Annotated in this window: 20 protein-coding genes; 6 read left to right on the forward strand and 14 right to left on the reverse strand. The window is 64.4% G+C overall.

Annotation, left to right across the window (positions count from 1 at the left end; all coding sequences use genetic code 11):
- Nucleotides 1-171: 171 nt before the first annotated feature.
- Together NF699_14835 and NF699_14840 are read right to left on the reverse strand one after the other, a co-directional pair.
- Nucleotides 172-1254 carry a catalase family protein gene (locus NF699_14835; protein ID USU04305.1) on the reverse strand — a complete coding sequence of 361 codons (1083 nt, stop codon included), beginning with the start codon at nt 1252-1254 and terminating at the stop codon, nt 172-174.
- A gap of 55 nt (nt 1255-1309) precedes the next feature.
- Nucleotides 1310-2419 (reverse strand): alpha/beta hydrolase, encoded by a 1110-nt coding sequence (locus NF699_14840; protein ID USU04306.1) that lies wholly within the window; start codon nt 2417-2419, stop codon nt 1310-1312.
- A gap of 98 nt (nt 2420-2517) precedes the next feature.
- Here NF699_14840 and NF699_14845 point away from each other — a divergent pair, with 98 nt between their 5' ends.
- Nucleotides 2518-3276: a Crp/Fnr family transcriptional regulator gene (locus tag NF699_14845; GenBank protein ID USU04307.1), complete on the forward strand. Its 759-nt coding sequence runs from the start codon at nt 2518-2520 to the stop codon at nt 3274-3276.
- A 453-nt stretch (nt 3277-3729) separates the two neighbouring features.
- Here the strand turns inward: NF699_14845 and NF699_14850 are convergent, their stop codons facing one another.
- From NF699_14850 to NF699_14905, 12 genes are all read right to left on the reverse strand, one after another.
- The gene (locus NF699_14850; protein USU04308.1) at nt 3730-4638 is read right to left on the reverse strand and encodes a LysR family transcriptional regulator; all 909 of its coding nucleotides are present in this window, start codon (nt 4636-4638) and stop codon (nt 3730-3732) included.
- Nucleotides 4639-4685: 47 nt separating this feature from the next.
- Nucleotides 4686-5024 (reverse strand): cupin domain-containing protein, encoded by a 339-nt coding sequence (locus NF699_14855; protein ID USU04309.1) that lies wholly within the window; start codon nt 5022-5024, stop codon nt 4686-4688.
- A 142-nt stretch (nt 5025-5166) separates the two neighbouring features.
- Nucleotides 5167-5562, reverse strand: coding sequence for a cupin domain-containing protein (locus NF699_14860; GenBank protein ID USU04310.1), 396 nt, complete (start codon nt 5560-5562; stop codon nt 5167-5169).
- 19 nt (nt 5563-5581) lie between these two features.
- On the reverse strand, nt 5582-6436 hold the full coding sequence (locus NF699_14865) for an SMP-30/gluconolactonase/LRE family protein (protein USU04311.1): 855 nt from the start codon (nt 6434-6436) through the stop codon (nt 5582-5584).
- A 152-nt stretch (nt 6437-6588) separates the two neighbouring features.
- Complete coding sequence (locus NF699_14870; GenBank protein USU04312.1) at nt 6589-8799, reverse strand: xanthine dehydrogenase family protein molybdopterin-binding subunit; 2211 nt, start codon at nt 8797-8799, stop codon at nt 6589-6591.
- On the reverse strand, nt 8796-9404 hold the full coding sequence (locus tag NF699_14875; protein USU04313.1) for a cysteine hydrolase: 609 nt from the start codon (nt 9402-9404) through the stop codon (nt 8796-8798). Before NF699_14875 ends, NF699_14870 begins: the two co-directional genes overlap by 4 nt.
- A gap of 113 nt (nt 9405-9517) precedes the next feature.
- Complete coding sequence (locus NF699_14880; protein ID USU04314.1) at nt 9518-11737, reverse strand: xanthine dehydrogenase family protein molybdopterin-binding subunit; 2220 nt, start codon at nt 11735-11737, stop codon at nt 9518-9520.
- A gap of 4 nt (nt 11738-11741) precedes the next feature.
- Nucleotides 11742-12701: a xanthine dehydrogenase family protein subunit M gene (locus tag NF699_14885; protein USU04315.1), complete on the reverse strand. Its 960-nt coding sequence runs from the start codon at nt 12699-12701 to the stop codon at nt 11742-11744.
- A complete protein-coding gene (paoA, locus tag NF699_14890) occupies nt 12698-13336 on the reverse strand; it encodes an aldehyde dehydrogenase iron-sulfur subunit (GenBank protein USU04316.1) in 639 nt (212 codons plus the stop codon). The genes NF699_14885 and paoA overlap by 4 nt, the downstream gene beginning before the upstream one ends.
- A gap of 71 nt (nt 13337-13407) precedes the next feature.
- Complete coding sequence (locus NF699_14895) at nt 13408-14442, reverse strand: XdhC family protein (protein USU04317.1); 1035 nt, start codon at nt 14440-14442, stop codon at nt 13408-13410.
- The gene (locus NF699_14900) at nt 14439-15671 is read right to left on the reverse strand and encodes an MFS transporter (GenBank protein ID USU04318.1); all 1233 of its coding nucleotides are present in this window, start codon (nt 15669-15671) and stop codon (nt 14439-14441) included. The genes NF699_14895 and NF699_14900 overlap by 4 nt, the downstream gene beginning before the upstream one ends.
- A gap of 200 nt (nt 15672-15871) precedes the next feature.
- Nucleotides 15872-16576: a RibD family protein gene (locus NF699_14905; GenBank protein USU04319.1), complete on the reverse strand. Its 705-nt coding sequence runs from the start codon at nt 16574-16576 to the stop codon at nt 15872-15874.
- A 177-nt stretch (nt 16577-16753) separates the two neighbouring features.
- Here NF699_14905 and NF699_14910 point away from each other — a divergent pair, with 177 nt between their 5' ends.
- From NF699_14910 to NF699_14930, 5 genes are all read left to right on the forward strand, one after another.
- Nucleotides 16754-17536, forward strand: a complete 783-nt coding sequence (locus NF699_14910) for a glucose 1-dehydrogenase (GenBank protein ID USU04320.1) — start codon at nt 16754-16756, stop codon at nt 17534-17536.
- The gene (locus NF699_14915) at nt 17533-18393 is read left to right on the forward strand and encodes an SDR family NAD(P)-dependent oxidoreductase (protein ID USU04321.1); all 861 of its coding nucleotides are present in this window, start codon (nt 17533-17535) and stop codon (nt 18391-18393) included. The genes NF699_14910 and NF699_14915 overlap by 4 nt, the downstream gene beginning before the upstream one ends.
- Before the next feature lie 93 nt (nt 18394-18486).
- On the forward strand, nt 18487-19128 hold the full coding sequence (locus tag NF699_14920) for an IS6 family transposase (GenBank protein USU07114.1): 642 nt from the start codon (nt 18487-18489) through the stop codon (nt 19126-19128).
- 464 nt (nt 19129-19592) lie between these two features.
- On the forward strand, nt 19593-20105 hold the full coding sequence (locus NF699_14925; GenBank protein USU04322.1) for an RNA polymerase sigma factor: 513 nt from the start codon (nt 19593-19595) through the stop codon (nt 20103-20105).
- Complete coding sequence (locus tag NF699_14930; protein ID USU04323.1) at nt 20102-21103, forward strand: FecR domain-containing protein; 1002 nt, start codon at nt 20102-20104, stop codon at nt 21101-21103. Before NF699_14925 ends, NF699_14930 begins: the two co-directional genes overlap by 4 nt.
- Nucleotides 21104-21520 lie beyond the last annotated feature (417 nt).

The raw sequence follows: 21520 nt of genomic DNA on the forward strand, positions 1-21520 counted from the left end.
CGTCAGCCTCCTGGCGGTTCAAACCTTTGCGGACGTTTCGTCGACCCTGCCATTTCACCGTCGCTGCGAAACCAGCGGTTCAACGGCCTTCAGAACGGCCAAGTGCCCAATTCGCCTCCAAGCCGATCTGTCCACGGTCAGCGTCAAGGGACCGAACGCCACCTTCGCCGTTCAGGCGCGACCGCCAACAGGCTCGTGATAGGGGCAACCGTTTACGCGGGCGCGGAAGTCGGCGGAGTGGCGGTAGGTCCCGTTGCGTGCCCGATTGATGTTGCCGAGCGGCTGATGTGCGGCAAGACCGGTCCAGATCGAGAAGCGCATCTCCTCGTTGATCTTCTGAAACTTGTCCTCGGTCAGGCTGTCCTGCTTGGCCGCCCGAATGGTCGCGACGGTCTGGAAGGGCGCATCGTCCTGCTTCCACTCGACGGTCGGGTCCTCGACCGGTTGCTCCTCGAGGTCGCGACACAGTTGCACCCGTACCTCCCACTCCATCTCAAGCACCTGGGTTTCCGACCGGATCACGTCCCGCAAGGCGTCCGGCCGGCCAGTCGCGTCGATCGTGGTGTTGGTCTGATCGGTCAGGTCCTTGGACACGGGGAAGATCGCGAATTTGGCGATGTAGTCGCCGTAACGGAACGGCGTGACGCTGAAGTAGGTCTCACCGAGCGGATCCGAGTTGGGCGCCCCGCCGAGCGTCTGCACTTTCGGGCTTTCAATCCCGACCGCGCTGAGCACGGTGTTCACACCGCGCAACACCTTGGACATCGCTTCCTTGGTGCCCTCGAGCTTGTCGGTGGTGCCTGCCAGGAGCTTGAGGTTACCCAGGAACTGGTCGGCGGTCTTGTTCTGGAACACCGAGCCGTTGACCATGACGAAGTCCTGCGTCTGTCCATCGGCACCGGGCAGGCGTTCACCGTCGACGTCCATCACCTTCAGCGCCAGACCACGCGGCAGGCTGATGGTATCCGGCAGGATGTCGCCCGCGTTGGTCGAGAAGCGCATGACGACCTTGTGCTCGCCCGGGGTGGCAAACAGGCCTTGGGCCAGCTCGGGGGAAAGCCCGTCATGGACAATTAGCACCCCATCGAGGAAACCGTGCGCCTTGGCGTGGACCGAACGTACAGCGTGACCATAGTCCTCCGCTGTCGTCTCAAGGATCTTGTCGAACGTCTCGTTGAGCTTCGTGATCGTCTCGGCTTCGTCGGGTTTAACATCCTCGACGTCGGGAAAATAGCGGACGGGGGTCTGGGTCATGGTCATTGGTCCTCTCCGGCAAGGAGGCGGCGGCTCGACGCCGCCGCCGTCACGCTCAGCGGCGGGTTGCTGGCGCTTCGAACGCCGTCTTCAGCCGTGCGACTGCGAGATCATTCGCCTGCTTGGCGCCGTTCACGACCTTGGCCATGCCGAAGAACTCATGGGTCACGCCCGGGAAGGTCTTCTGCTCGACCTTGTCACCGGCCGCCCGCATCGCGGCCGCCAGCGTCTCTCCATCCGAGCGTAGCGGATCGATCTGCGCGTTGATGATCGTCGTCGGCGGCAGACCACGCAGGTTGGCGGCGACCAGGTTCAGGCGCGGATCCTGCGCATCCGCCTTGCTCGTCTGATAGTAGTAGCCGAACCACGGCAGCATGGCAGTGTTCAGCGGCTTGGCGTTCGGCGAATCCCGCCGCGAAGGCAGCGTCATACTGCTGTTCGCGATCGGATAGACCGAGACGATGTGGCGCGGCACCGTCAGGCCGTTGTCGCGCGCGTAGATCGCGGTCGCGACCGCGAGGTTGCCGCCGGCGCTCTCGCCGACTGTCGCGATCCGTGCGGGGTCGCCACCCCAGCTCGCCGCATTATGCAGCGTCCAGCGATAGGCAGCAGCCGCATCATCATGCTGCGCCGGAAACTTGAACTCGGGTGAGTGGCGGTACTCGACCGAGACGACGATAGCGTTCAGCGCCTTCGACATGGCCCGCGGTGCGGCATCGTAGGTGTCGACGTCGGCAATGACCCAACCACCGCCGTGGTAGTAGACGATGACCGGCATCGGTTTGCCACCCGCAGGTGCGCCGGCCGGCTTGTAGATGCGCGCGAATTGCTTGGGGTCGCTGCCGTACGGCAGGTCCCGCGTCGTCACCGACGAATCAGGCGCGGTCGACATTCCCTTCTTCCGCATCGCCGCCTTGGCTCCGTCCGCGGCCGAGGGCTGCATGCGGGCTTCCGCAGGCGTGAGCGTTTCGATCGGCTTGCCGCCGAGCGACGCGAGCGCGTCCAAGACTGACTGCATGTCGGGTGCGGCTTTCGGGGGCTGCATGGATATCGCGGGCGGCGGTGGCGGAGGAGGAGCGGCAATCGAGCGAGGTGACTGGGCCAGAGCTGGAATGCCTGCGATCGCGGTCGACGCGGCGATCAGCGTTAGAACGGTTTTGCGCAATGGTCCCTCCTGAAACTGTCTGTTTCCCAACCATTGGCGAGCCTCAGCGTTTCGGTACGAAAGTAGACCCAAGCGTTTGAGCAGCGAGGTTCGGAAGTATGGACGGCGGCATGGATGATCAGGCTTTGAAGGTGGATGGGACCCCCAGTTCCAACGCGTTGCCGTGCGAGGCGAATGCGCTGCTACGTCTTTTGAATGACGCTGACCGCGCCGCCCTTGCGCCGCATCTGGAACTGGTGCCGTTCCGCAACGGTGACATGATCGCGCGCGCCGGCGATGCGGCAGACAGCATCTGCTTCCCGTTGACCGGGATCGCTGCGATACTCGACTCACTCGAGGGCGACCGCCGCTACGCGGTCGCGCTGGTCGGAAGCGAGGGGTTCATCGGTTGGCAGTTGCTACTTGGCAACAAGCGCTGGTCGCATGACGTGGTGATGCGGGCCGAACACGGCACGGCTATGAGGCTGTCGGCCACTGCATTGCACAGGATACTGGCCGACCGTCCGGCGATCCGAACCGTCCTGCTCCGCTTCGTCGACGTGGTCATGACCCAGATGTCCAGGACGATCGTCTCGTCGCTCGCGCATTCGATCGAGCGGCGGATGGCGCGATGGATCCTGCTCTATCACGACCGGGTACGCGAGGACGACATCTGCATGACGCACGAGGAGTTCAGGCTCATGCTCGGCGTCCGCCGCAGCAGCGTGACCGACGCACTCCACAAGCTCGAAGAGGATGAGGCTGTTCGCTCCGTGCGTGGGCGCGTCATCGTGCGTGACCGGGATCGGCTGCTGCGCCTAGCTGGTGACACCTACGGGTTCGCTGAGGCGGAATACCGACGCCTACTAAGCCTCTAATCAAATTGAATTTGCTGACGTTCGCCCCCCGGGGGACCGTATATATAGCTTGAAACCACTCAAATTTCGCCGACCTGCCCCGACCGGTAAGATTGGACGCTCAATCAAAATGAACGAATGGCCGAAATTGGGGTAGGGTAGATACGTCGCGAATGTCCGGATGTGGGTCGGAGCAGCCGCAATCTGCCGGTCGGTTTCCGACCCAGTCTCTGCCGTTCAGCTTGACCCGCACTTTCCCAAAACCGGCCTTTCGCTCATCTTGCTCCAGCGGAAACCGGGGTGACCACATTGTCCAGAACGTCACGATTCCGGCTGGCAACTGGGGCCTGATCATGGCCACGTCGAGCGATCCCCGTGTCATCGGACTGACCTTCGCTGCGAGTCAATGACCAACGAGGTCGACGATGATCTGAGGTTTTCCAAGCATTGAGCACCCGGGATGCAAAATGGATCTCAGAGCCCCAAGGGACGAAGCTCGCGCACAAGCTCGATCAATAAGCGAAGGCCGGTCGGCACCTGCCGCCTACTTGAGTAGTAGATGTGGTAACCGGGGCCCATGGAGGCGTGATCTTCAAGTACCAATCGCAATTCCTCGCGGGCGACGTAAGGGGCGAAGGTAGGCTCGATGCCGTACATCAAACCTGCGCCGGCAAGCGCCATTGCAAGCATCGCACGTCCCTCATCGACGATGACTTTGCTGGGCACGCTGAAAGCGACCTCGCCGTCCGCGCCTTCGAACTCCCATCGGTAGATGCGATCATTCCCGAGCCTAACGCCAAGGCAATGATGATGCTGAAGATCGTCGGGAGTTTCAGGCGTGCCGAATTTCTCCAGATAGGCGGGCGATCCTGCCACGACCCAACGCAGATCGGCGGAGAGCCGCTGTGCGATCATGTCCTCTGGAACGGTGCCGCCATGTCGGATGCCGGCATCGTAACCGCCATCGACGACGTCGACCATCTGATCGCGCGCAGCGATGTCGATCTCTATGTCTGGATAACGCTCGGCGAACACCGGCAGCACCGGCGCCAACAGCAGCGCAGCGGCTTCGGCGACCACGTTGAGCCGTACTCGGCCAGTCGGCGCGTCGCGATAGCGGTTCAACCCTTCCACCGCCTGATCGATCTTCCCGAAGGGTTCGGATATCTCGTCCCGCAGTTCTTCTCCCGCTGCGGTCAGCGTGACACTCCGGTTGGTGCGGTTGAGCAAGCGCACCCCGAGACGTGCTTCCAAGCCCTTGAGCGCATGGCTCAGGGCAGAAGCGCTGACGCCGAGTTCCAGACCCGCAAGACGGAAGCTCCGATGCCGTGCGATCGACAGGAAGTAAGTCAGGTCGGCAAGGTTGGATCGAGTATTCGACATTGATGAGTAGCGTGCATCTTAGACGTCGAGCACGCAATCGCTATCGCCTAGCCCGTGGGCCCACGATACTGGCTTGCTGTCACAGGCTCGAGCCAGTCGACCGGCTTACCGTTGATCGTCTCGGTGACCGCTAGGTGGCTCATGCCCTGCCTGTTCGTCGCGCCGTGCCAATGTTTCGTGCCCGGCCGCGCGTGGATCGTATCGCCCTTGCAGATGCGGGTTACCAGGCTGCCATCCTCCTGAACCCAGCCGCAGCCTTCGGTCACGTAGAGGATTTGTCCCGCGGGATGCGTGTGCCAGTTGGTCCGGCCCCCCGGCTGGAAGCTCACCAGCGCGGCCCCGGCCTGTCCGGGCGCAATCACCTCGGCCATCATACGGACGCTCACCGTTCCGGTAAAATTCGTGACCGGCCCTGGCCTGGCGGCTGCTTCGCCAGCGCGAACGACGGTTTGCGCATGGGTCGTGGACGCCGTGCAGACGAGTAGGGCGATAGCGTGAAGATGTTTCATGATCCGACTCCGTCTTCGTTCAACGCTGGTATTGTTCGTCGCTAACCGGTTCCAGCCAGTCGACCGGGCGCCCGTCCAGCGACTCTTGGACCGCGATATGGGTCATCGCCGTCGTCGGGGTGGCGCCGTGCCAGTGCTTGTGTCCCGGCGGACACCAGATCACGTCGCCCGCGCGGATTTCGACGACCTTCTCACCCTCGCATTGCGTCCAGCCGCAGCCGGCGGTGACGATCAGCGTTTGGCCGAGCGGGTGGGTATGCCAGTTGGTGCGGGCACCTGGCTCGAACGTCACGGCAGCGCAGCTATGACGCGCAGGCTCGGGCGGACTGTTCAGCGGGTCGATACGGACCGTACCTGTGAACCAGTTAGCCGGCCCCACTTGCGACGGCTGCGATCCTGCGCGCTTCAGATCCATGTTTCTTCTCCTTGCCGATCTACTGCTCGAAAGAGCGTGCGTGAAAGATGGTCGCGTAACCGCCTGGTTTGCCGTCACTGGCCACGACGACCAGATCGCGGGTGCCGGAGCGGAGCGCCATGCTGGTAGTGTTAAGATTGCGACCGTCATCGCGGCCTGGAAGCAGAATCTGTCCCAGCGGCAGACCGTCTGGCGAGAAGACGAGAACGCGACCTTGCCCGTAAAGCGCGACATAGACGCGGCCAGCCCCGTCGACGCGCATCGAGTCTGGCGCAGGTCCCACGAAATGGTACGCGGTCGTCGCCCCGAACGGCGCGGGCGTGACCGCGTCCTTGAGGTCGATCCGATAAAGCCGCCCCATGGCGAACTCCCCGACCCACAACCGCTTTCCATCCGGACTCAGAGCGAGGACGTTAGCGACCGCGAGATTCCGGACGACCGGGACCGGGGAGGTGCCGCCTGGCGCGACATACCAGACCCCGCCCGCCGGCTCGCCGACCGTGCCACGCGCGTCGGTGAAGTAGAAGCCGCCCTTGGTGTCGAACGCGATGTCGTTGGGGGCAAAACCGCCTGCCTCGGGAACGATCGTCTGCTGCTCGCTGCCGTCTGTGCGCATCGCGATGATCGCGCCGCCCCCTGTGCTGCTCGCCGCCGCGATGAAGACACGGCCATCAGGTGAGAACGCCATGCCGCCGGGCATCAGACTGGCCAGCGTGACTACCGTGGTGAGCCGGTCACGCCCGTCCAGCCGCATCACGCGCTTTCCCTGAACATCGGAGAACAGGAGATCACCGTTGGGAAGAAACACCGGGCCTTCGAGGTCCAGGGTTGCGCCAGGGACGCGGATTGGCCGATCGGCGACGATCGTCGTCAACGCGCGCTCGGCAGGCGGGATGGGAACGGCACTGCCGAGTGCGGGAGCAGTGACCTGAGCCGACGCTCCAGCCGCAATGCCGAGCAACGACAGGACGAGGAGCGCCGAGCGAAGTCGATGCGGCAGGCGCGTGAGCAGCTCGCGGGCGCTTGTCATGTAAGCTCCGGCAGCCCCTCAAGGTGCTTCTCCAGAGTGATCGGATATTCACGCACGCGCACGCCAGTCGCGTTGTAGATGGCGTTGGCGATCGCGGGCGCGACCCCGCTCAAGCCAAGTTCGCCGACGCCCTTCGCTTTGACCGGCGACATGGTCGCGTCGACCTCATCGATGAACGCAACGTCGAGATGCGGTACGTCGGCGTGAACCGGCACCTCATACCCCGCGAGGTCGTGATTCACGAACAAGCCAAAGCGCGTGTCTACCGCCATCTCCTCCATCAGCGCAGCACCGATGCCCATCGTCATGCCGCCGATCACCTGGCTGCGTGCGGTCAGAGGATTGAGGATGCGTCCCGCTGCGCACACCGCCAGCATGCGTCGGACGCGGACGACACCCGTGTAGCGATCGACGCCGACCTCCGCGAAGTGCGCGCCGAAGGTCTGCTGGGCATATTGCTTGCTGAGGTCGCCATATTCCATGCTGTCCTCGGCCACCACCTCCCCGCCCTGTGCGGCACGAGCAAGGGGAACTGCGCGACCGCCCGAACGCACCTCGCTGTCAGCGAAGATGACATCGGTCGTGTTGAAGCCGAGCCGCTGCGCCACGGCATCACGCAACGCGGCACAGGCGGCATAGACTCCGGCAGTGACCGACGCAGCGCCCATCTGTCCGCCGGAGCCGGGCGTCTCGGGGAAAGCAGAGTCGCCGAGCTTGGCCACCACGCGGCTCAACGGGACACCCATCATCTCAGCGGCCACCTGCGCCACGATCGTATAGCTACCCGTACCGATGTCGGTCATGTCGGTTTCAACCGTGATGATCCCGTCGCGGCTGAGCCGAGCGCGCGCACCCGCCTTGGCGATCGGGGCGCCGCGGATAGCACTCGCCATGCCGTAACCGATCAGCCACTTGCCGTCCTGCCGACCGGCGGACCGGGTCGGCCGGGCGTTCCAGCCGAACCGCTCGGCGCCGGTGCGCAGACAGTCTACAAAGGCGCGAGTCGAGAAGCGACGTTCAGGCTTCTCCGGATCGACCTGCGTGTCGTTGGAGACGCGGAGCGCCACCGGGTCCATGCCCAGCTTTTCCGCCAACTCGTCCATCGCGATCTCGAGCGCCATCATGCCCGGAGCCTCGCCGGGCGCACGCATCGCATTGCCCTCGGCCAGATCGAGTGTGGTCAGATAGCGGCGAAGTAGCCGGTTCTCGCCACGGTAGAGCAGCCGGGTAGGCAGCGTGGTCGGCTCGGTTCTCCCGCCGCGCAAATTGCCCGACCAGCCATCGTGTCCGATCGCAGTGATGCGGCCGTCGCGGTCCGCGCCGAGCCGGATACGCTGGATCGTTTTCGGCCGATGGATCGTGTTGTTGAACATGATCGGGCGCTGCAGCACGAGCTTGACCGGCCGCCCCGCCGCCCGCGCAGCGAGCGCCGCGAGCGCAAGGTCGCTCTGGGTCGTACCCTTGCCACCGAAACCGCCGCCGATGAACGGCGAGAGCAGGTGGATATTCTCCTTGGGCGTGCCGATGATTTTGCCGAGATCTCGCTTGCCCCAATTCATCTGCTGGATTGATGTCCAACAGGTCAGCTGGTCGCCCTTCCAGCGGGCGATGGTGGCGTGCGGCTCCATCATCGCATGGGCCTGATCGGGCACGGTATAGGTCTGGTCGAGCTTCACTGGCGCGGCGGCGAAGGCCCGATCGAAGTCGCCGACGCGGAGCTCGCTTGGACCGCCGAACGGCTCTTCCGGCGCAATCGGTGCGGTCGGCTTCTGTGCGGCAAGGTCGAACGCGCCTTTGCTGCGCGCATAGTCCACGCGGATCAGGGCGGCAGCAGCCCGCGCCTGTTCGAACGTGTCCGCCACCACTACGGCGACTGCCTGATGATAATGATCCACTTCCGGTCCGGCGAGCACGCGCTGGACATAGAAGTCACCGACACCGAGCGTTCCCGCCGTTTCGTAGGTGACGATCGTGCGGACGCCCGGCGCGGCGCGCGCGATCGACAGGTCGAGGCGCGAAATCCGACCTTTCGCGATCGCGGCACCGAGAATGTAGCCGTAGGCAAGGTCGTCGCCGACGTCATGGTATTCGGCCGCGTAGGTGGCGGTGCCGGTGGTCTTGAGCCGACCCTCGACCCGCGGATGGGGCCGGCCGACGACGGCTTGGCGATCGATCGGGGTGGTGCCCGCCGGTGTGTCGAACTTCATGCCGCTGGCTCCAGCTTGGCAAGGAAGGCATCGTGGGTCATCGGCAGCGAGAACATCGGGAAGTTCTTGGTGACGGCCGCGTCCTGCTCTTCCGGACTGAGCGTCGCGGTACAGTCGCTCAGCGTGACCACGCGGAAGCCGCGCTCGTAGGCGGAGCGCATGGTCGACTCAACGCAGCAATTGGTGAGGAAGCCGGCAATGGCCAGATCGGTGATGCCGCGTTGGCGCAGGATGAAGTCGATGTTGGTGCTCGCAAAGCAGTCAAGCCCGCGCTTGCCCTCGATGATGATGTCACCTGTCTGAGGAGCCATCACCTCGGCAATCTCGGCACCCCAGCTTTCTTTCCGGAACGCCTTCGCGGCCACGATCCCGGCCAAGATGCCGTAGGGATCGGAGGGAATCTCGGGATAGCCATCGGCAAAGCTGATCGGGGCGTGCATCACCGTCACCCCGAGCGCTCGTGCCTGTTCGACCACCGTCCGGCTGTGCGCGAGCATCCCGGTTTCGGCCATGACCGCCTGCACTGCCTCATGCTGCGCACCGCCCTCGCTTACGAAGTCGTTCTGGTATTCGATCAGCAACAGGGCCGTCGTGTTCGGATGCATCGCGCTTCTCCGTCGGCGGCTCGAACCGTGAGGGCGAGCCTAGTCGTTCCCTTCCGCCGGGCGACGGAAGGGGCTGCATTTCTGATGTCCGACCTTTGGTCGGCGACGATCGATCAAGCGATCGCCGGCAGGCGTTCCAAGTGCTTGTCGAGGGTCAGCGGATAGTCCCGAATGCGCACGCCGGTGGCATTGTAGACGGCGTTCGCCACTGCGCCGCCCACGCCGCAAAGCCCGAGTTCGCCGACACCCTTGGCCTTCATCGGGTTGGCCTTGTCGTCGGCCTCGTCGAGGAACACGACCTCTTGGTGAGGAATGTCGGCGTGCACCGGCACTTCATATCCGGCAAGATCGTGGTTGATGAAGAGACCGAACCGCTTGTCGACCTCCAGCGCCTCCATCAGCGCCGAGCCCACGCCCATGGTCATCGCGCCGATCACCTGGCTGCGCGCCGACTTGGGATTGATGATACGGCCAGCGGCACAGACCGCGAGCATCCGGCGCACGCGGGTGGCACCTGTATAGGCATCGACACCGACTTCGACGAAGTGCGATCCGAAGGTGGATATCTGGTAGGACTTGTCGAGTTTATCGAACTCGATCTTGTCCTCGGCCACTAGCTCGCCGGCAGACGCCGCCTGACGCAGGTCGGCGGTGCGGTTGCCGCTCCGGACCTTGCCACCTTCGAACACCGCGTCGACCGAGTTGACGCCGAGCCGCTGGGCAACCTGCTCGCGCAGCTTCACGCACGCTGCATAGACACCCGCGGTCGAATTTGCCGCACCGAACTGGCCGCCCGAACCCGCGGACACCGGGTATGCCGAGCTCCCGAGCTTTACGACGACGGCTTCGGCCGGCACGCCCATCATCTCGGCCGCAGTCTGCGCCAGGATGGTGTAGCTGCCGGTGCCGATGTCGGTCATGTCGGTCTCGACCGTCACGACACCGTCGCGGCGCAGCCGGACACGGGCACCCGAGGGCATGTTCATGTGGTTGCGAAACGAGGATGCGACCCCCATTCCCACTAGCCACCGGCCATCGCGCACCTGACCGGGCTTGGGGTTGCGCTTCGACCAGCCAAAGCGCTGTGCCCCTTCCTCAAGGCAACGGACGAGCTGGCGCTGTGAGAAGTGGCGCTTCGGGTCCTTGGGATCGACCTGCGTGTCGTTCTTCACGCGAAAGGCGATCGGATCCATGCCGAGCTGCTCGGCCATCTCATCCATCGCGATCTCAAGCGCCATCATGCCAGGCGCCTCACCCGGTGCACGCATGGCATTGCCCTCGGGCAGATCCATGACCGCAAGCCGCAGCGACGTGAGCCGATTGGCGCCCGCGTACAGCAATTCGGTCTGGTTCACTGCCGTTTCGGGGCCGCCGCCGGGCAGATCGCCCGAGCCGCTCTCGTGCGCGATCGCCGTGATCGTGCCGTCGCGCGTCGTGCCGATGCGGATGCGCTGGCGGGTGGCAGGGCGATGCGTCGTGTTGTTGGCGATGAGGGGGCGTTGCAACGCCAGCTTGACCGGGCGCTTGGCTGCACGCGCGCCAAGCGCCGCCAGCACTGCGTCGGTGCGCAGGAACAGTTTGCCGCCAAAACCACCACCGACGTATGGCGACATGAAGGTGATCTTCTCCTTGGGGATGCCAAGGGTCGTCGCGAGATCCGTACGGCCCCAGTCGATCATCTGGTTCGACGTCCACACCGTCAGCGCATCACCGGTCCAGGACGCGATCGAGGCGAACGGCTCCATCATCGCGTGGCTGTGATCGGGCGTGGTGTAGCGTTGATCGAGCTTCACCGGGGCAGCGGCGAATGCAGCCTCGAACTTGCCCACTCGGTGCTCGGGCGGAGACTCGCTCCCTTCGCCGCTGTTGCCGCCGTGCAGCGGCGCGGTCTTGATCTCCTGGTCGAGATCGAACCGCCCGGGGGCGCGCTGATAGTCTACACGGATCAACCACGCCGCGGCGCGCGCCTGCTCGAAGGTCTCCGCCACGACGACTGCGACGGCCTGGTGATAATGATCGACCGCGGGACCGGCGAACAGCTTGGCGGTGTTGTACTTGCCCTTGCCCAACTTGCCGGCGTCGGCTGCAGTGACAATGGCAAGCACTCCGGGAGCGGCTCGCGCCTCATTGAGGCTCATCGAACGAATACGGCCCTTGGCGATGGCCGAGCCGACCACGTAGCCATAAGCCGCGTTCGGAACCTCGCGGTAGAACTCGTACGCGTAGGGTGCCTGGCCGGTCGTCTTGAGCGGCCCGTCGATGCGGTCGTGGGCACGCCCCACGACCTTCATGCGGTCGATCGGATTGGTCGTCGCGGGGGTGTCGAACTTCATGGGATCAGGCCCCCTTCTGGTCGGCGGCTTGCGCGATCACGGAAGCCAACGCGCGAGTGGCGAGCGGCAGCTTGAACTTGTTGTCCTCGGTCGGCGTCGCGCCTTGGAAGGCGCGGGCAGTTACCGCAGCGGCACCGCGCGGCAGCAGCGCCTCTGCAGCCTCGACGCGCCACGGCTTGGGCGCGACCCCGCCGAACGCGACCCGGCCGGTGCCATCAGGTTGGATCACCGCGGCAACGGAAACGAGTGCGTAGGCGTACGACGCGCGGTCGCGCACCTTTTCGTAGAGGTGCTTGCCGCCGAGCGGACGCGGCAGCGTCACGGCGGTGATAAGCTCGCCGGCGCGCAGGTTGGTGTCGATCTCCGGGCGATCACCCCAGAGCCGGTGAAAGTCAGCGATCGGGATCGATCGCTGCTGACCGTTTGCGTCTACCGTCTCGATCACCGCGTCCAGCACGCGCATCGCTACCGCCATATCGCCCGGGAAGGTCGCGATGCACTTATCGGACACGCCGATCACGCCGAGTTGGCGGGACACACCGCCGATCGCCGAGCACCCTGAGCCTGGCTTGCGCTTGTTGCACGCCATGTTGGTGTCGTAGAAATACGGGCAGCGGGTGCGCTGGAGCAGGTTGCCCGCCGTGGACGCCTTGTTGCGGAGCTGACCGGACGCGCCCGCCACGATCGCGCGCGTGAGCACGCCGTAATCGCGCCGCACCCGCTCGTCCGCGGCGAGGTTGGTGTTGGTCACCAACGCGCCGATGCGCAGACCACCGTCGCGGGTCTTCTCGATCTTGTCGAAGCCGAGATCCTGAACATCGATCAGATGGCTTGGAGTCTCGACCTCAATCTTCATCAGATCGAGCAGGTTTGTGCCACCGGCGATGAACCGGGCGCCCGGCCGAGCCGCCGCGCGCGCTGCGGCAACAGGATCCTTGGCGCGCTCATAGGTAAAGGCCTTCATGCCTTAGCTCCTGCGACTTCGGCCATTGCCTCGGCGATGTTGGAATAAGCGCCGCAGCGGCAGATGTTGCCGCTCATGCGCTCGCGCATCTCGACGTTGGTCGCCTGCGGACGATCGGTCAGGTCGGCCTGCACATGGCTCGGCACCCCGCGCTTGATCTCGTCGAGCACGGCGACCGCCGAACATATCTGGCCGGGCGTGCAATAGCCGCACTGGTAGCCGTCATGCTTTACGAACGCCGCCTGCATGGGATGCAGCTTCTCGGGCGTGCCCAGGCCTTCGATGGTCGTGATCTTGTCACCCTCGTGCATCACGGCGAGGCTGAGGCAGGAATTGATGCGCACACCGTCGACCATCACCGTGCAGGCACCGCACTGGCCGTGATCGCAGCCCTTCTTCGATCCGGTCAGGTGCAGATGCTCGCGCAGCGCATCAAGCAGGGTAGTGCGCGGATCGAGCTTCAGCTCGCGCCTGGAGCCGTTGACCTCGAACGATACAGGTAGCGAAGCCGGGGCGGGAGAGGGAGGCAGTGGTGCTGCCTCAGCAGGGATCGGCGACGCAACGATGGCGGCCGTCGCGGCGCTTCCGGCAAGCAGTCCCCGACGGGACAGTTCAATTTCCGATATGCCGGCCATGGACCGCGTTTCCTCTTCTTCCGACTGCGTCTCGGTGAGCTTGAATTTGGGTAGCGACGTTGCCGCTTGTCTTAATGTAACGCTTTCAAGTGCAGGACGCCCCTCGCACTTTGCTCATCGAAGCGGTGAGCAGCGTTCAACACCGACTCAAGTGGCCTTTCGGCTACTTTCCCCTCGAGTACTTCTTCGTAAACCTGAACGACTTGAGCCAGGATCGAAACGGCGAGCGTTTGCGGGTCCCGAGTGGCGGCAATGATCCCGACCGGCCCAACGACGCGGTCGATGGCGAGCGGGTCCGCGCCAGCCGCCAACAAACGATTTCGCCGCTCGGTGTGGGTTTGCCTGCTGCCCATCGCACCGATGAACAGCGGTTGCTGCTCGAGTGCCTGCAGCAGCAAGTCGGTCTCCCAGTCGTGATCATGGAATAAGGTAACGACCGCGGACCATGGGTCGAGCAAGAAGCTGTCCGCAGGCCCGACGATCCGCAGAAGGTGGGCCGGCCTGCCTCTCGCGTGCGCCTCGTCGACGAGCGAGGATTGCGGACTGAATAGCAGCGTCTCCGCGCCATAGGCTTCTGCCATCTGCAGAAGGGCGCCCGGTTCCGCGCCATGCCCGAGGACGATGAGGCGCAGTTGCGGATCGTGCCGCGCGATGAAGTCGTGCCCAGACCAACCCGTTCGATCCGTTTCCGCAGCTTCGGAGGCGGCGAATGTGCCGCTACGTGAAAGTCGCAGCTTCAGCGGTCGGCGCCGCTCCAGAATGTCCAGCGCCAGGTCGATCTGCGAGCGGTTGGGATCGGGCAGGAACAGAAGGTCGATGCCGCCTCCGCACGGAAGCCGAATGTCGATGTAAGGCGATCCTGCGCCATAGCGGACGTGCCGCGGCTGTCCCGCCGCCAGCACCTCTTGCGCTTCGGCGATAACCGCGGCCTCGACGCATCCACCAGAAAACGATCCTATTACGGCTCCGCTTTCGGCAACCGCCATGTGCTCGCCCGGCGCGCGGGTCGCGCTGCCGGTGACGTCGGTAAGAGTCACCAGCACGGCGCGTTCTCCCCGGTGCGCGCAGTCGCGCATGAAATGGAGGATGGAACGCGCCTGCTTCACGCGGTCGCAGTCCCTCGCGTAGCCGGAGCGCGGCTGTGCATGCGTGCCACCGCGAAGGCGGCCAGCGCTGCGAGGGCGAGGAGCGCACCGCTGGTGAGGAACTCGGGGACAGCGCCGGCAGTGTCGAACACGATGCCGCCGATTGTGGCCCCGAGGGTGATTGCAAGCTGGACGATCGCCACCATCAAACCGCCGCCGGCTTCCGCTTCGTCGGGAGCGGTGCGCGCGAGCCAGGTCCACCAGGCCACCGGTGCCGCCGTTCCGGCAAAGCCCCATACCGCGAGCAGCGCGGCGGTTGCGATCGTCGATCCGCCGAACAGTGTCAGGGCCACCGCTACGGCAGCCATGGCGGCCGGCAGCACGCCAAGGGTCACGTAGAGCCTATGCTCGAGGACGCGGCCAATCAGCAGCGTGCCGATGAAGCCGGAGACACCGACGATCAGGAGCATGATAGACAGCATCGACACGCTGACGTGCGTGACCTGCTCCAGGAAGGGGCGCAGGTAGGTGAACAGCGAGAACTGCCCCACGAACAGCAGCGCAACCGTGCCGAGCCCGAATAGGACCGGCGGGCGGCGCAGCAGCGCGGCCATGCCGTTGCCGCCCTGTCGCGCGACAGCAGGCAGCTTGGGAAGGGCGAGAGCCTGCCAGATCACTGCGGCGGCCGCGACCGGCACAACGCAGAAGAAGGCGCCGCGCCAGCCGATAAGACTACCCATGAAGCTGCCAAGAGGGGCAGCAAGCACGGTAGCAAGAGCGTTGCCGCCGTTGATGACCGCCAAGGCCTTGGGAACGGAGGCGTCCGGCACCAGCCGCATCGCGATGGCCGCGGACATCGACCAGAAGCCGCCGATGGCGATGCCGAGCAGAGCTCGGCCACCCATGAAGATCAGGTAGCTCGGCGCGAACGCGACGATGACACCAGACACGATCAGCAGCCCGGTCAGCAGGAGCAGGACCAGTCGCCGGTCCAGATCGCCGAGGATGAAGGAGAGCGAAAGGCTCGTCACCACGGCGAACACGCCGGAGATGGCGATAGCCTGGCCCGCCTGTCCCTCGGTGAGCTGAAGCGTATGAGCGATCGGGCTCAACAGGCTGACGGGCATGAACTCGGATGCTACGAGCACGAAGCTGCACAGCGCCATCGCATAGACAGCACCCCAATGGGCCGGTTGATCGATTGCGCCGCGCTGGGCGCCGGTCGCCGCGGGAGCGGCCAAGCCTGTCATGATGGCTTCTCCTTATAGTGGTTCGAAGCGCCCGGATCGAAGCGAGGCCAGGGGAGGAACGTCGCAGTCGTCCGGGCACACGCGGCATCACCGGGTTCGGGGAAGCGGTGAGCTGCGTACGAGTCTAAACTAAGGGGCGGGGGAACAGCCCACAACGCCGGGCGAGGTTGATGGAGCAGTGAACGCGCTTCATCGTTGCGCTACGATATTGGGGTATTCGCGACCCGGTAGCGAAGCCAGACGATACCATTGTCCAACACTTCGTGGCTTTCCAGTGTCAGCCGTTTCATGGCGGGAATCGCTGATGCGTCTGCTGCCGGACCGTCGAAGATTGCAGGAGCCCCGGCGATCCCATCGATCGCGGGCACAAGCATCAAGCTGACTTCATCGACCAGCCCGGCGCGCAGGAACGCACCGTTGAGATGTCCGCCGCCTTCGAAGAGAAGGCGATCAAGCCCGAGCTCTTCGCCAAGTATGGCCAGCGCCTGCCGAAGATTCAGCTCGTCCTTTCCGGCGAAGATATAGCCGACACCGTCAGCGCGTAATCCCGCGAGATGCGCGTCCGACACCTGCTCGGTCAGGACGACGACAATCGGGTCGCCCCCGACGTCGCTGCGCCCCCACACGATCTTCCCGTGCGCATCGGTGACGATCCCGTAGGCGTCTGCTGACTTGTTCGGCAGCCAGGATATGCGTGGGAGCCGTTCGTCGGTCTGCGCGGGGTAGGTGTCACCTTTGGCAAACTCCTGCCCTGTGACGCGGCCGACGATCCATGATCCCCCACCGAGGCGGACATGCAGATCTTCGTAGGCAGCGTGCGAATGGGCATCGCTCGGTGTCCAGCGCTCGGGCAGGATGCGCCCGTCGAGACTGCTGGCCATGTGACAGATGATGTGTGGCTTCATGGCCATCCTGTTGGCTGCTGCGGTGGGGCGAACACAGAACACTTTCGCGCCACCTTCGTCTTCGTGAGATCGCTGCACTGGAACGATGAGCGTTCCTCATGGAGTAAGTCGGCCCGAAGTGCGTTGAAACCCTAACATTTTGGCAGCCGATGCCACCATCCCGAAAGGATCAACCCCATGAGCGCTCAACCCCAGTCCTATGCCGGCAAAGTCGCCTTCATTAGCGGCGGTGCCAATGGCATCGGCCGCGCCACCGCGCTCGCCTTTGCCGAAGCTGGCGCCAGCGTCGCTGTCGTGGACATCGCCGACGACGAGGTCGCAGACGTCGTCAAGGAGATCGAGGCGGCTGGCGGTACGGCGCTTGGCGTCCATTGCGACGTGTCCAAGAGCGAAGACATTAAGGCCGCTCTCGACAAGACAATCGAGGCATTCGGCGGTCTCGACATCGCGTTCAACAATGCCGGCGTCGAACAGCCGATGATCCCACTCGTCGAGATCGAGGAAGACGCCTTTGACCGGCTCGTCGCGATCGACTTGCGCGGCGTGTATCTCGCGATGAAGTACCAGATCCCGCTGATGAAGCAGCGCGGCGGCGGGTGCATCGTCAACACCTCGTCCGGCGCAGGCGTGGTCGGGATCAAGGGTCAGGCGGCGTATGTCGCGGTCAAGCATGCGGTCGTGGGCATCAGCAAGTCGGTCGCTCTCGAAGCGATCGGCGATATTATCCGGGTCAACGCGCTCTGCCCGGGCGTCATCGCGACGCCGATGATCCTCGACCGCGTGTCCGGTGGCACCGAGGAGGGCAGGAAGCAGATGGAGGGGCATGAGCCGATCGGCCGATTGGGCAAGCCCGAAGAAATCGCGGCGGCGGTGCTCTACATGTGCTCCGATCTCGCCGCCTTCATGGTCGGCCACGCGATGGTCGTCGACGGCGGCCAGACGGCGGGCCTTCCCGAGTGAGCGCGCACCCGGCGATCGCGGCGGATCGTGTGGCCGTCGTCACTGGCGGGGCGAGTGGGATCGGCTTCGCCGTTGCCGAGCGGCTCGGCCAAGCGGGTATGCGGATCGTCCTCGCAGACCTGCCTGGCGAGGCACTTGAGCAAGCCTGCGAACGTCTAGCGGCGGCCGGCATCGTCTGCCGCGCACAGGCGACCGACGTCGGTGATCCCGCCGCGGTCGCAGCACTGGCCGATGCGGCACAGGCCGTTGGCGAGGTGTCCCTGCTGATGAACAACGCGGGCCGCGAAGGTGGCGGGGGCATTCTCGCCGATCGCGCCATCTGGACGGGCACGCTCGATACCAACCTGATGGGACCGCTGCACGGGATTCAGTCCTTTCTGCCCGCCATGCTGGAAGCGGACTGGCCATGTACGATCGTCAACACCGGATCGAAGCAGGGGATCACGCTGCCCCCCGGCGACACCGCCTACAATGTCAGCAAGGCGGCGCTGAAGGCCCTCACGGAATCGCTCGCGCACGATCTGCTCAAGACAAATGGGCGGCTCAGCGCACACCTGCTGATTCCCGGCTTCACCTTCACCGGCTTCAGCACGCGGCGCGGCATCGCCAAGCGGCCAACCGGTGCCTGGTCGGCCGACCAGGTTGCGGAGTTCATGCTGGAGAGCATGGCGCGGGGCGACTTCTACATCCTGTGTCCGGACAACGACGTGTCGCGCGCGACCGACGAGAAGCGGATCGCCTGGGCGGCCGAGGACATCATCCGCAACCGCCCCGCCTTGTCGCGCTGGCACCCCGACCATGCCGAAGGCTTCGACGGGCTCTGTCAGACCAACGTGGCACCGCTTCTGCGTGGATGATATCGGCGGGCAATGCCCCGCAAGTCTCGTGCACTTCCGCCCAGCCCCTTCCGCCGGTTCAACTCCTCACCCGAGGTGATCCGGCTGGTCGTGATGATGTACGTCCGCTTTCCGCTGTCGCTGCGTAACGTGGAAGACCTGCTCGCGGAGCGCGGTATCGACATCTGCCATGAGACGGTGCGGATGTGGTGGAACAGATTCGGTCCAATGTTCGCAGGCGACATCCGCCGCCAGCGGGTGAGCGCAATGCGCGGCTTTCGTCACTGGAGATGGCACCTCGACGAGATGTACGTGAAGCTCAACGGAGAGATGGTCTACCTTTGGCGAGCGGTAGATCATGAGGGCGAGATCCTCGAGAGTTACATCACCAAAACAAGGGATAAGGATGCAGCGCTCACCTTTATGAAGAAGGCGCTGAAGCGCCACGGCAAGCCGGAGGCAATCACCACCGACGGGCTTCGCTCTTATGGCGCGGCGATGAAGGAGCTGGGCAACCCTGACAAGCGGGAGGTGGGACGCTGGGCCAACAACCGGGTGGAGAACAGCCATCTGTCGTTCCGACGACGAGAGCGAGCGATGCTCCGGTTCAGGCGGATGAAGACGCTACAGAAGTTCGCTTCCGTCCACGCCAACGTCCATAACCACTTCAACCTCGAACGTCATCTCGTCGACCGCCAGACCTACAAGGCACGGCGCTCCGCTGCACTGGCGGAGTGGCAGATCCTCGCGAGCTAGGCCGCTGCGCTCAAAGGCCGGACTGCATCGTGGGGAGAGCGGTTCGCGTTAGACTGACAGCACCAGCCAGACGTATCACGACATCTCGGGCAGCTATGCCTTCGCAAACGGTTTCAAGCTGCGGGCGACGGTCAACAACGTATTCAACAAGCGTCCGCCGCTCGACACGTCCAACACGAGCTTCCTCTACAGCACGTTCGGGGATCCGCGGCTCGCCAATTACCAGCTGACGGTTTCGAAGTCGTTCTGATGCGCGTCCCGCCGTGCCTCGTCGCCGTCAGCTTGGAGCCTCGTCCGTTGATCGATAGGGTGCGGCACGACGACGGCAAAGGCAAACGAGGGGAACGGACGGGTGCATCCTGATCATGGCAAGACTTCGCCCCGGCAGGTACGGCGATGAACCGGGTCCGGTGACGATCGCCGCGTCGCCGACCGCTGCGGATCGACGCAGGCTCGCCGCGTGGGTGCTGCGCGAGGTGATGCCGCACGAACCCGGCATCCGTGTATGGCTGCGTCAGCGGGGGCAGTCGGCGGAGGATATCGACGACCTGATTCAGGAAGGGTATGCGAAACTAGCGGGGGTGACCGCCTTCGCGCAGATCGCGCAACCCGGCGGCTATTTCTTCCAGATCGTCCGGAACCTGATGATCGATTCGATCCGGCACGCCCGTGTGGTGCGGATCGACACCGTCGGGCATCTCGTCGATCAGGGCGGCGGCAGCGACGACGTTACCCCGGAGCGGATCGCTCTTGTCCGCGATGAATTGTCCTCGGTTATGCGCTGCTTGGAAACTCTCCCCGACCGCTGCCGCGCCATTTTCAAATTGCGTAAGATCGATGGCCTCTCGCAAAGAGAAATCGCTGCGAAGATGGGCGTGAGCGAGAGCATCGTGGAGAATGATGCGGCCAAGGGCCTGACGTTGCTGATGCGGGCGATGAGGCGGGATGTCGACACATCTTCGAGGGTGTCGAAATGACGGCTCGACCAAGTGCTGCAGAGATCGAGCAGGCGGCCGTTCGATGGGTGGTGCGGCTCGACGCCGACGCGTCCATCTCCGAGTCCGCCGAGTTCGAAAGGTGGCTGGATAGCGATAGTCGATGCCGCGGTGCGCTGCTGCAGGCGGAGGCCGCCTGGTTGGCGCTGGACGGACTATCGGAAACCGATCGCGCAGAGCCAGCCGCGGCGCAGCCGGACAGTGACAACTTCTGGAGGCGTCGCCGGACGCGGCGCGGTATACTTGCGGCGGCGGTCGGAACGATGGCTGCATCGCTCGGTGGACTGTTCCTGAGCGGTCGGCGCAACGACGAATATGAAACCACGGTTGGCGAGGTACGCCGCGTACCGCTGGCGGATCGCTCGACGATGGCCATCAATACCGCCAGCAAGATCGGCGTAAACTACACGTCTGCACGCCGGTATGTCTCCATCGACAGGGGCGAAGCCTGGTTCCGCGTGACGAGGGATCCTGCCAAGCCCTTCGTCGTCGCGGCGGGCTCCGTCCGTGTCGAAGCTGTAGGCACGGCCTTTTCCGTCCGACGCCGAGACGCGGGTGCGGAGGTGATGGTAACGGAGGGCACGGTTCGCGTCTGGGTTGAAGGGAACGAGGCCAAAGCGGTCGAGCTCACCGCGGGCGGCGCGGTATTCGTATCCGACACCGCGACGATACGTCGGGAGGCAGTCGTCGCGCCGACGATCGAGCGCAAACTCGCATGGCGATCCGGCAGGTTGGATCTCGAAGGCGAAACGCTGGCGGAGGCCGTCACAGAGCTCAATCGTTACAGCGCGATCCCGATCGTCATCCGTGGTCCGGAACTGGCGCAAAAACGTCTGTACGGGGTGTTCCGGCTAGACGATCCCGGTGGGTTCGCACGTACTGCCGCAATCACCTTGGGTGTCGAGGCATGGATGCAAGATGGCATTATCGTGTTAGCGGCTCGCAATGATGATCGCCCAATTGCAGCCGCTCCACATTGATGGGAGTCTAGTACGATGACTTTTGCTTTTGACTACCACTGCTCTTTTTCGTGCCTGCGCCCATCCTGTGGTCGCCCGTTCACGCGTTTGCGTGCTGGCGGTATCGCGAGGACAAGCGTTGTCAGTCCAAATGCACCGACTGGTAAATAGGGCAGAACAGACTGGCGGTATGCCCGGCCGCGCAGGCCGGGTAGGCCGTTTCGCTACTTCAACTCATCCCCTGAGGTGACAGCATTCTCCAATGCATCAGGACTGCCCGCTTTGCCCGAGACGCTCCGCTGGCCGCTGGTTGAACTCCTGCAACAGTCCGGCGTCTCCGTTCCCAGCTTTCACGGGTCGAGCGTGGAAGGGTGGCAGGTTGGACGTTTTCACATGGCACCGCGTCGGCGTAGGTGGGCGCCTCGGGCGAACGGAAGG

This window comes from Sphingomonadaceae bacterium OTU29LAMAA1 (assembly GCA_024072375.1).
GTDB lineage: Bacteria > Pseudomonadota > Alphaproteobacteria > Sphingomonadales > Sphingomonadaceae > Sphingomonas.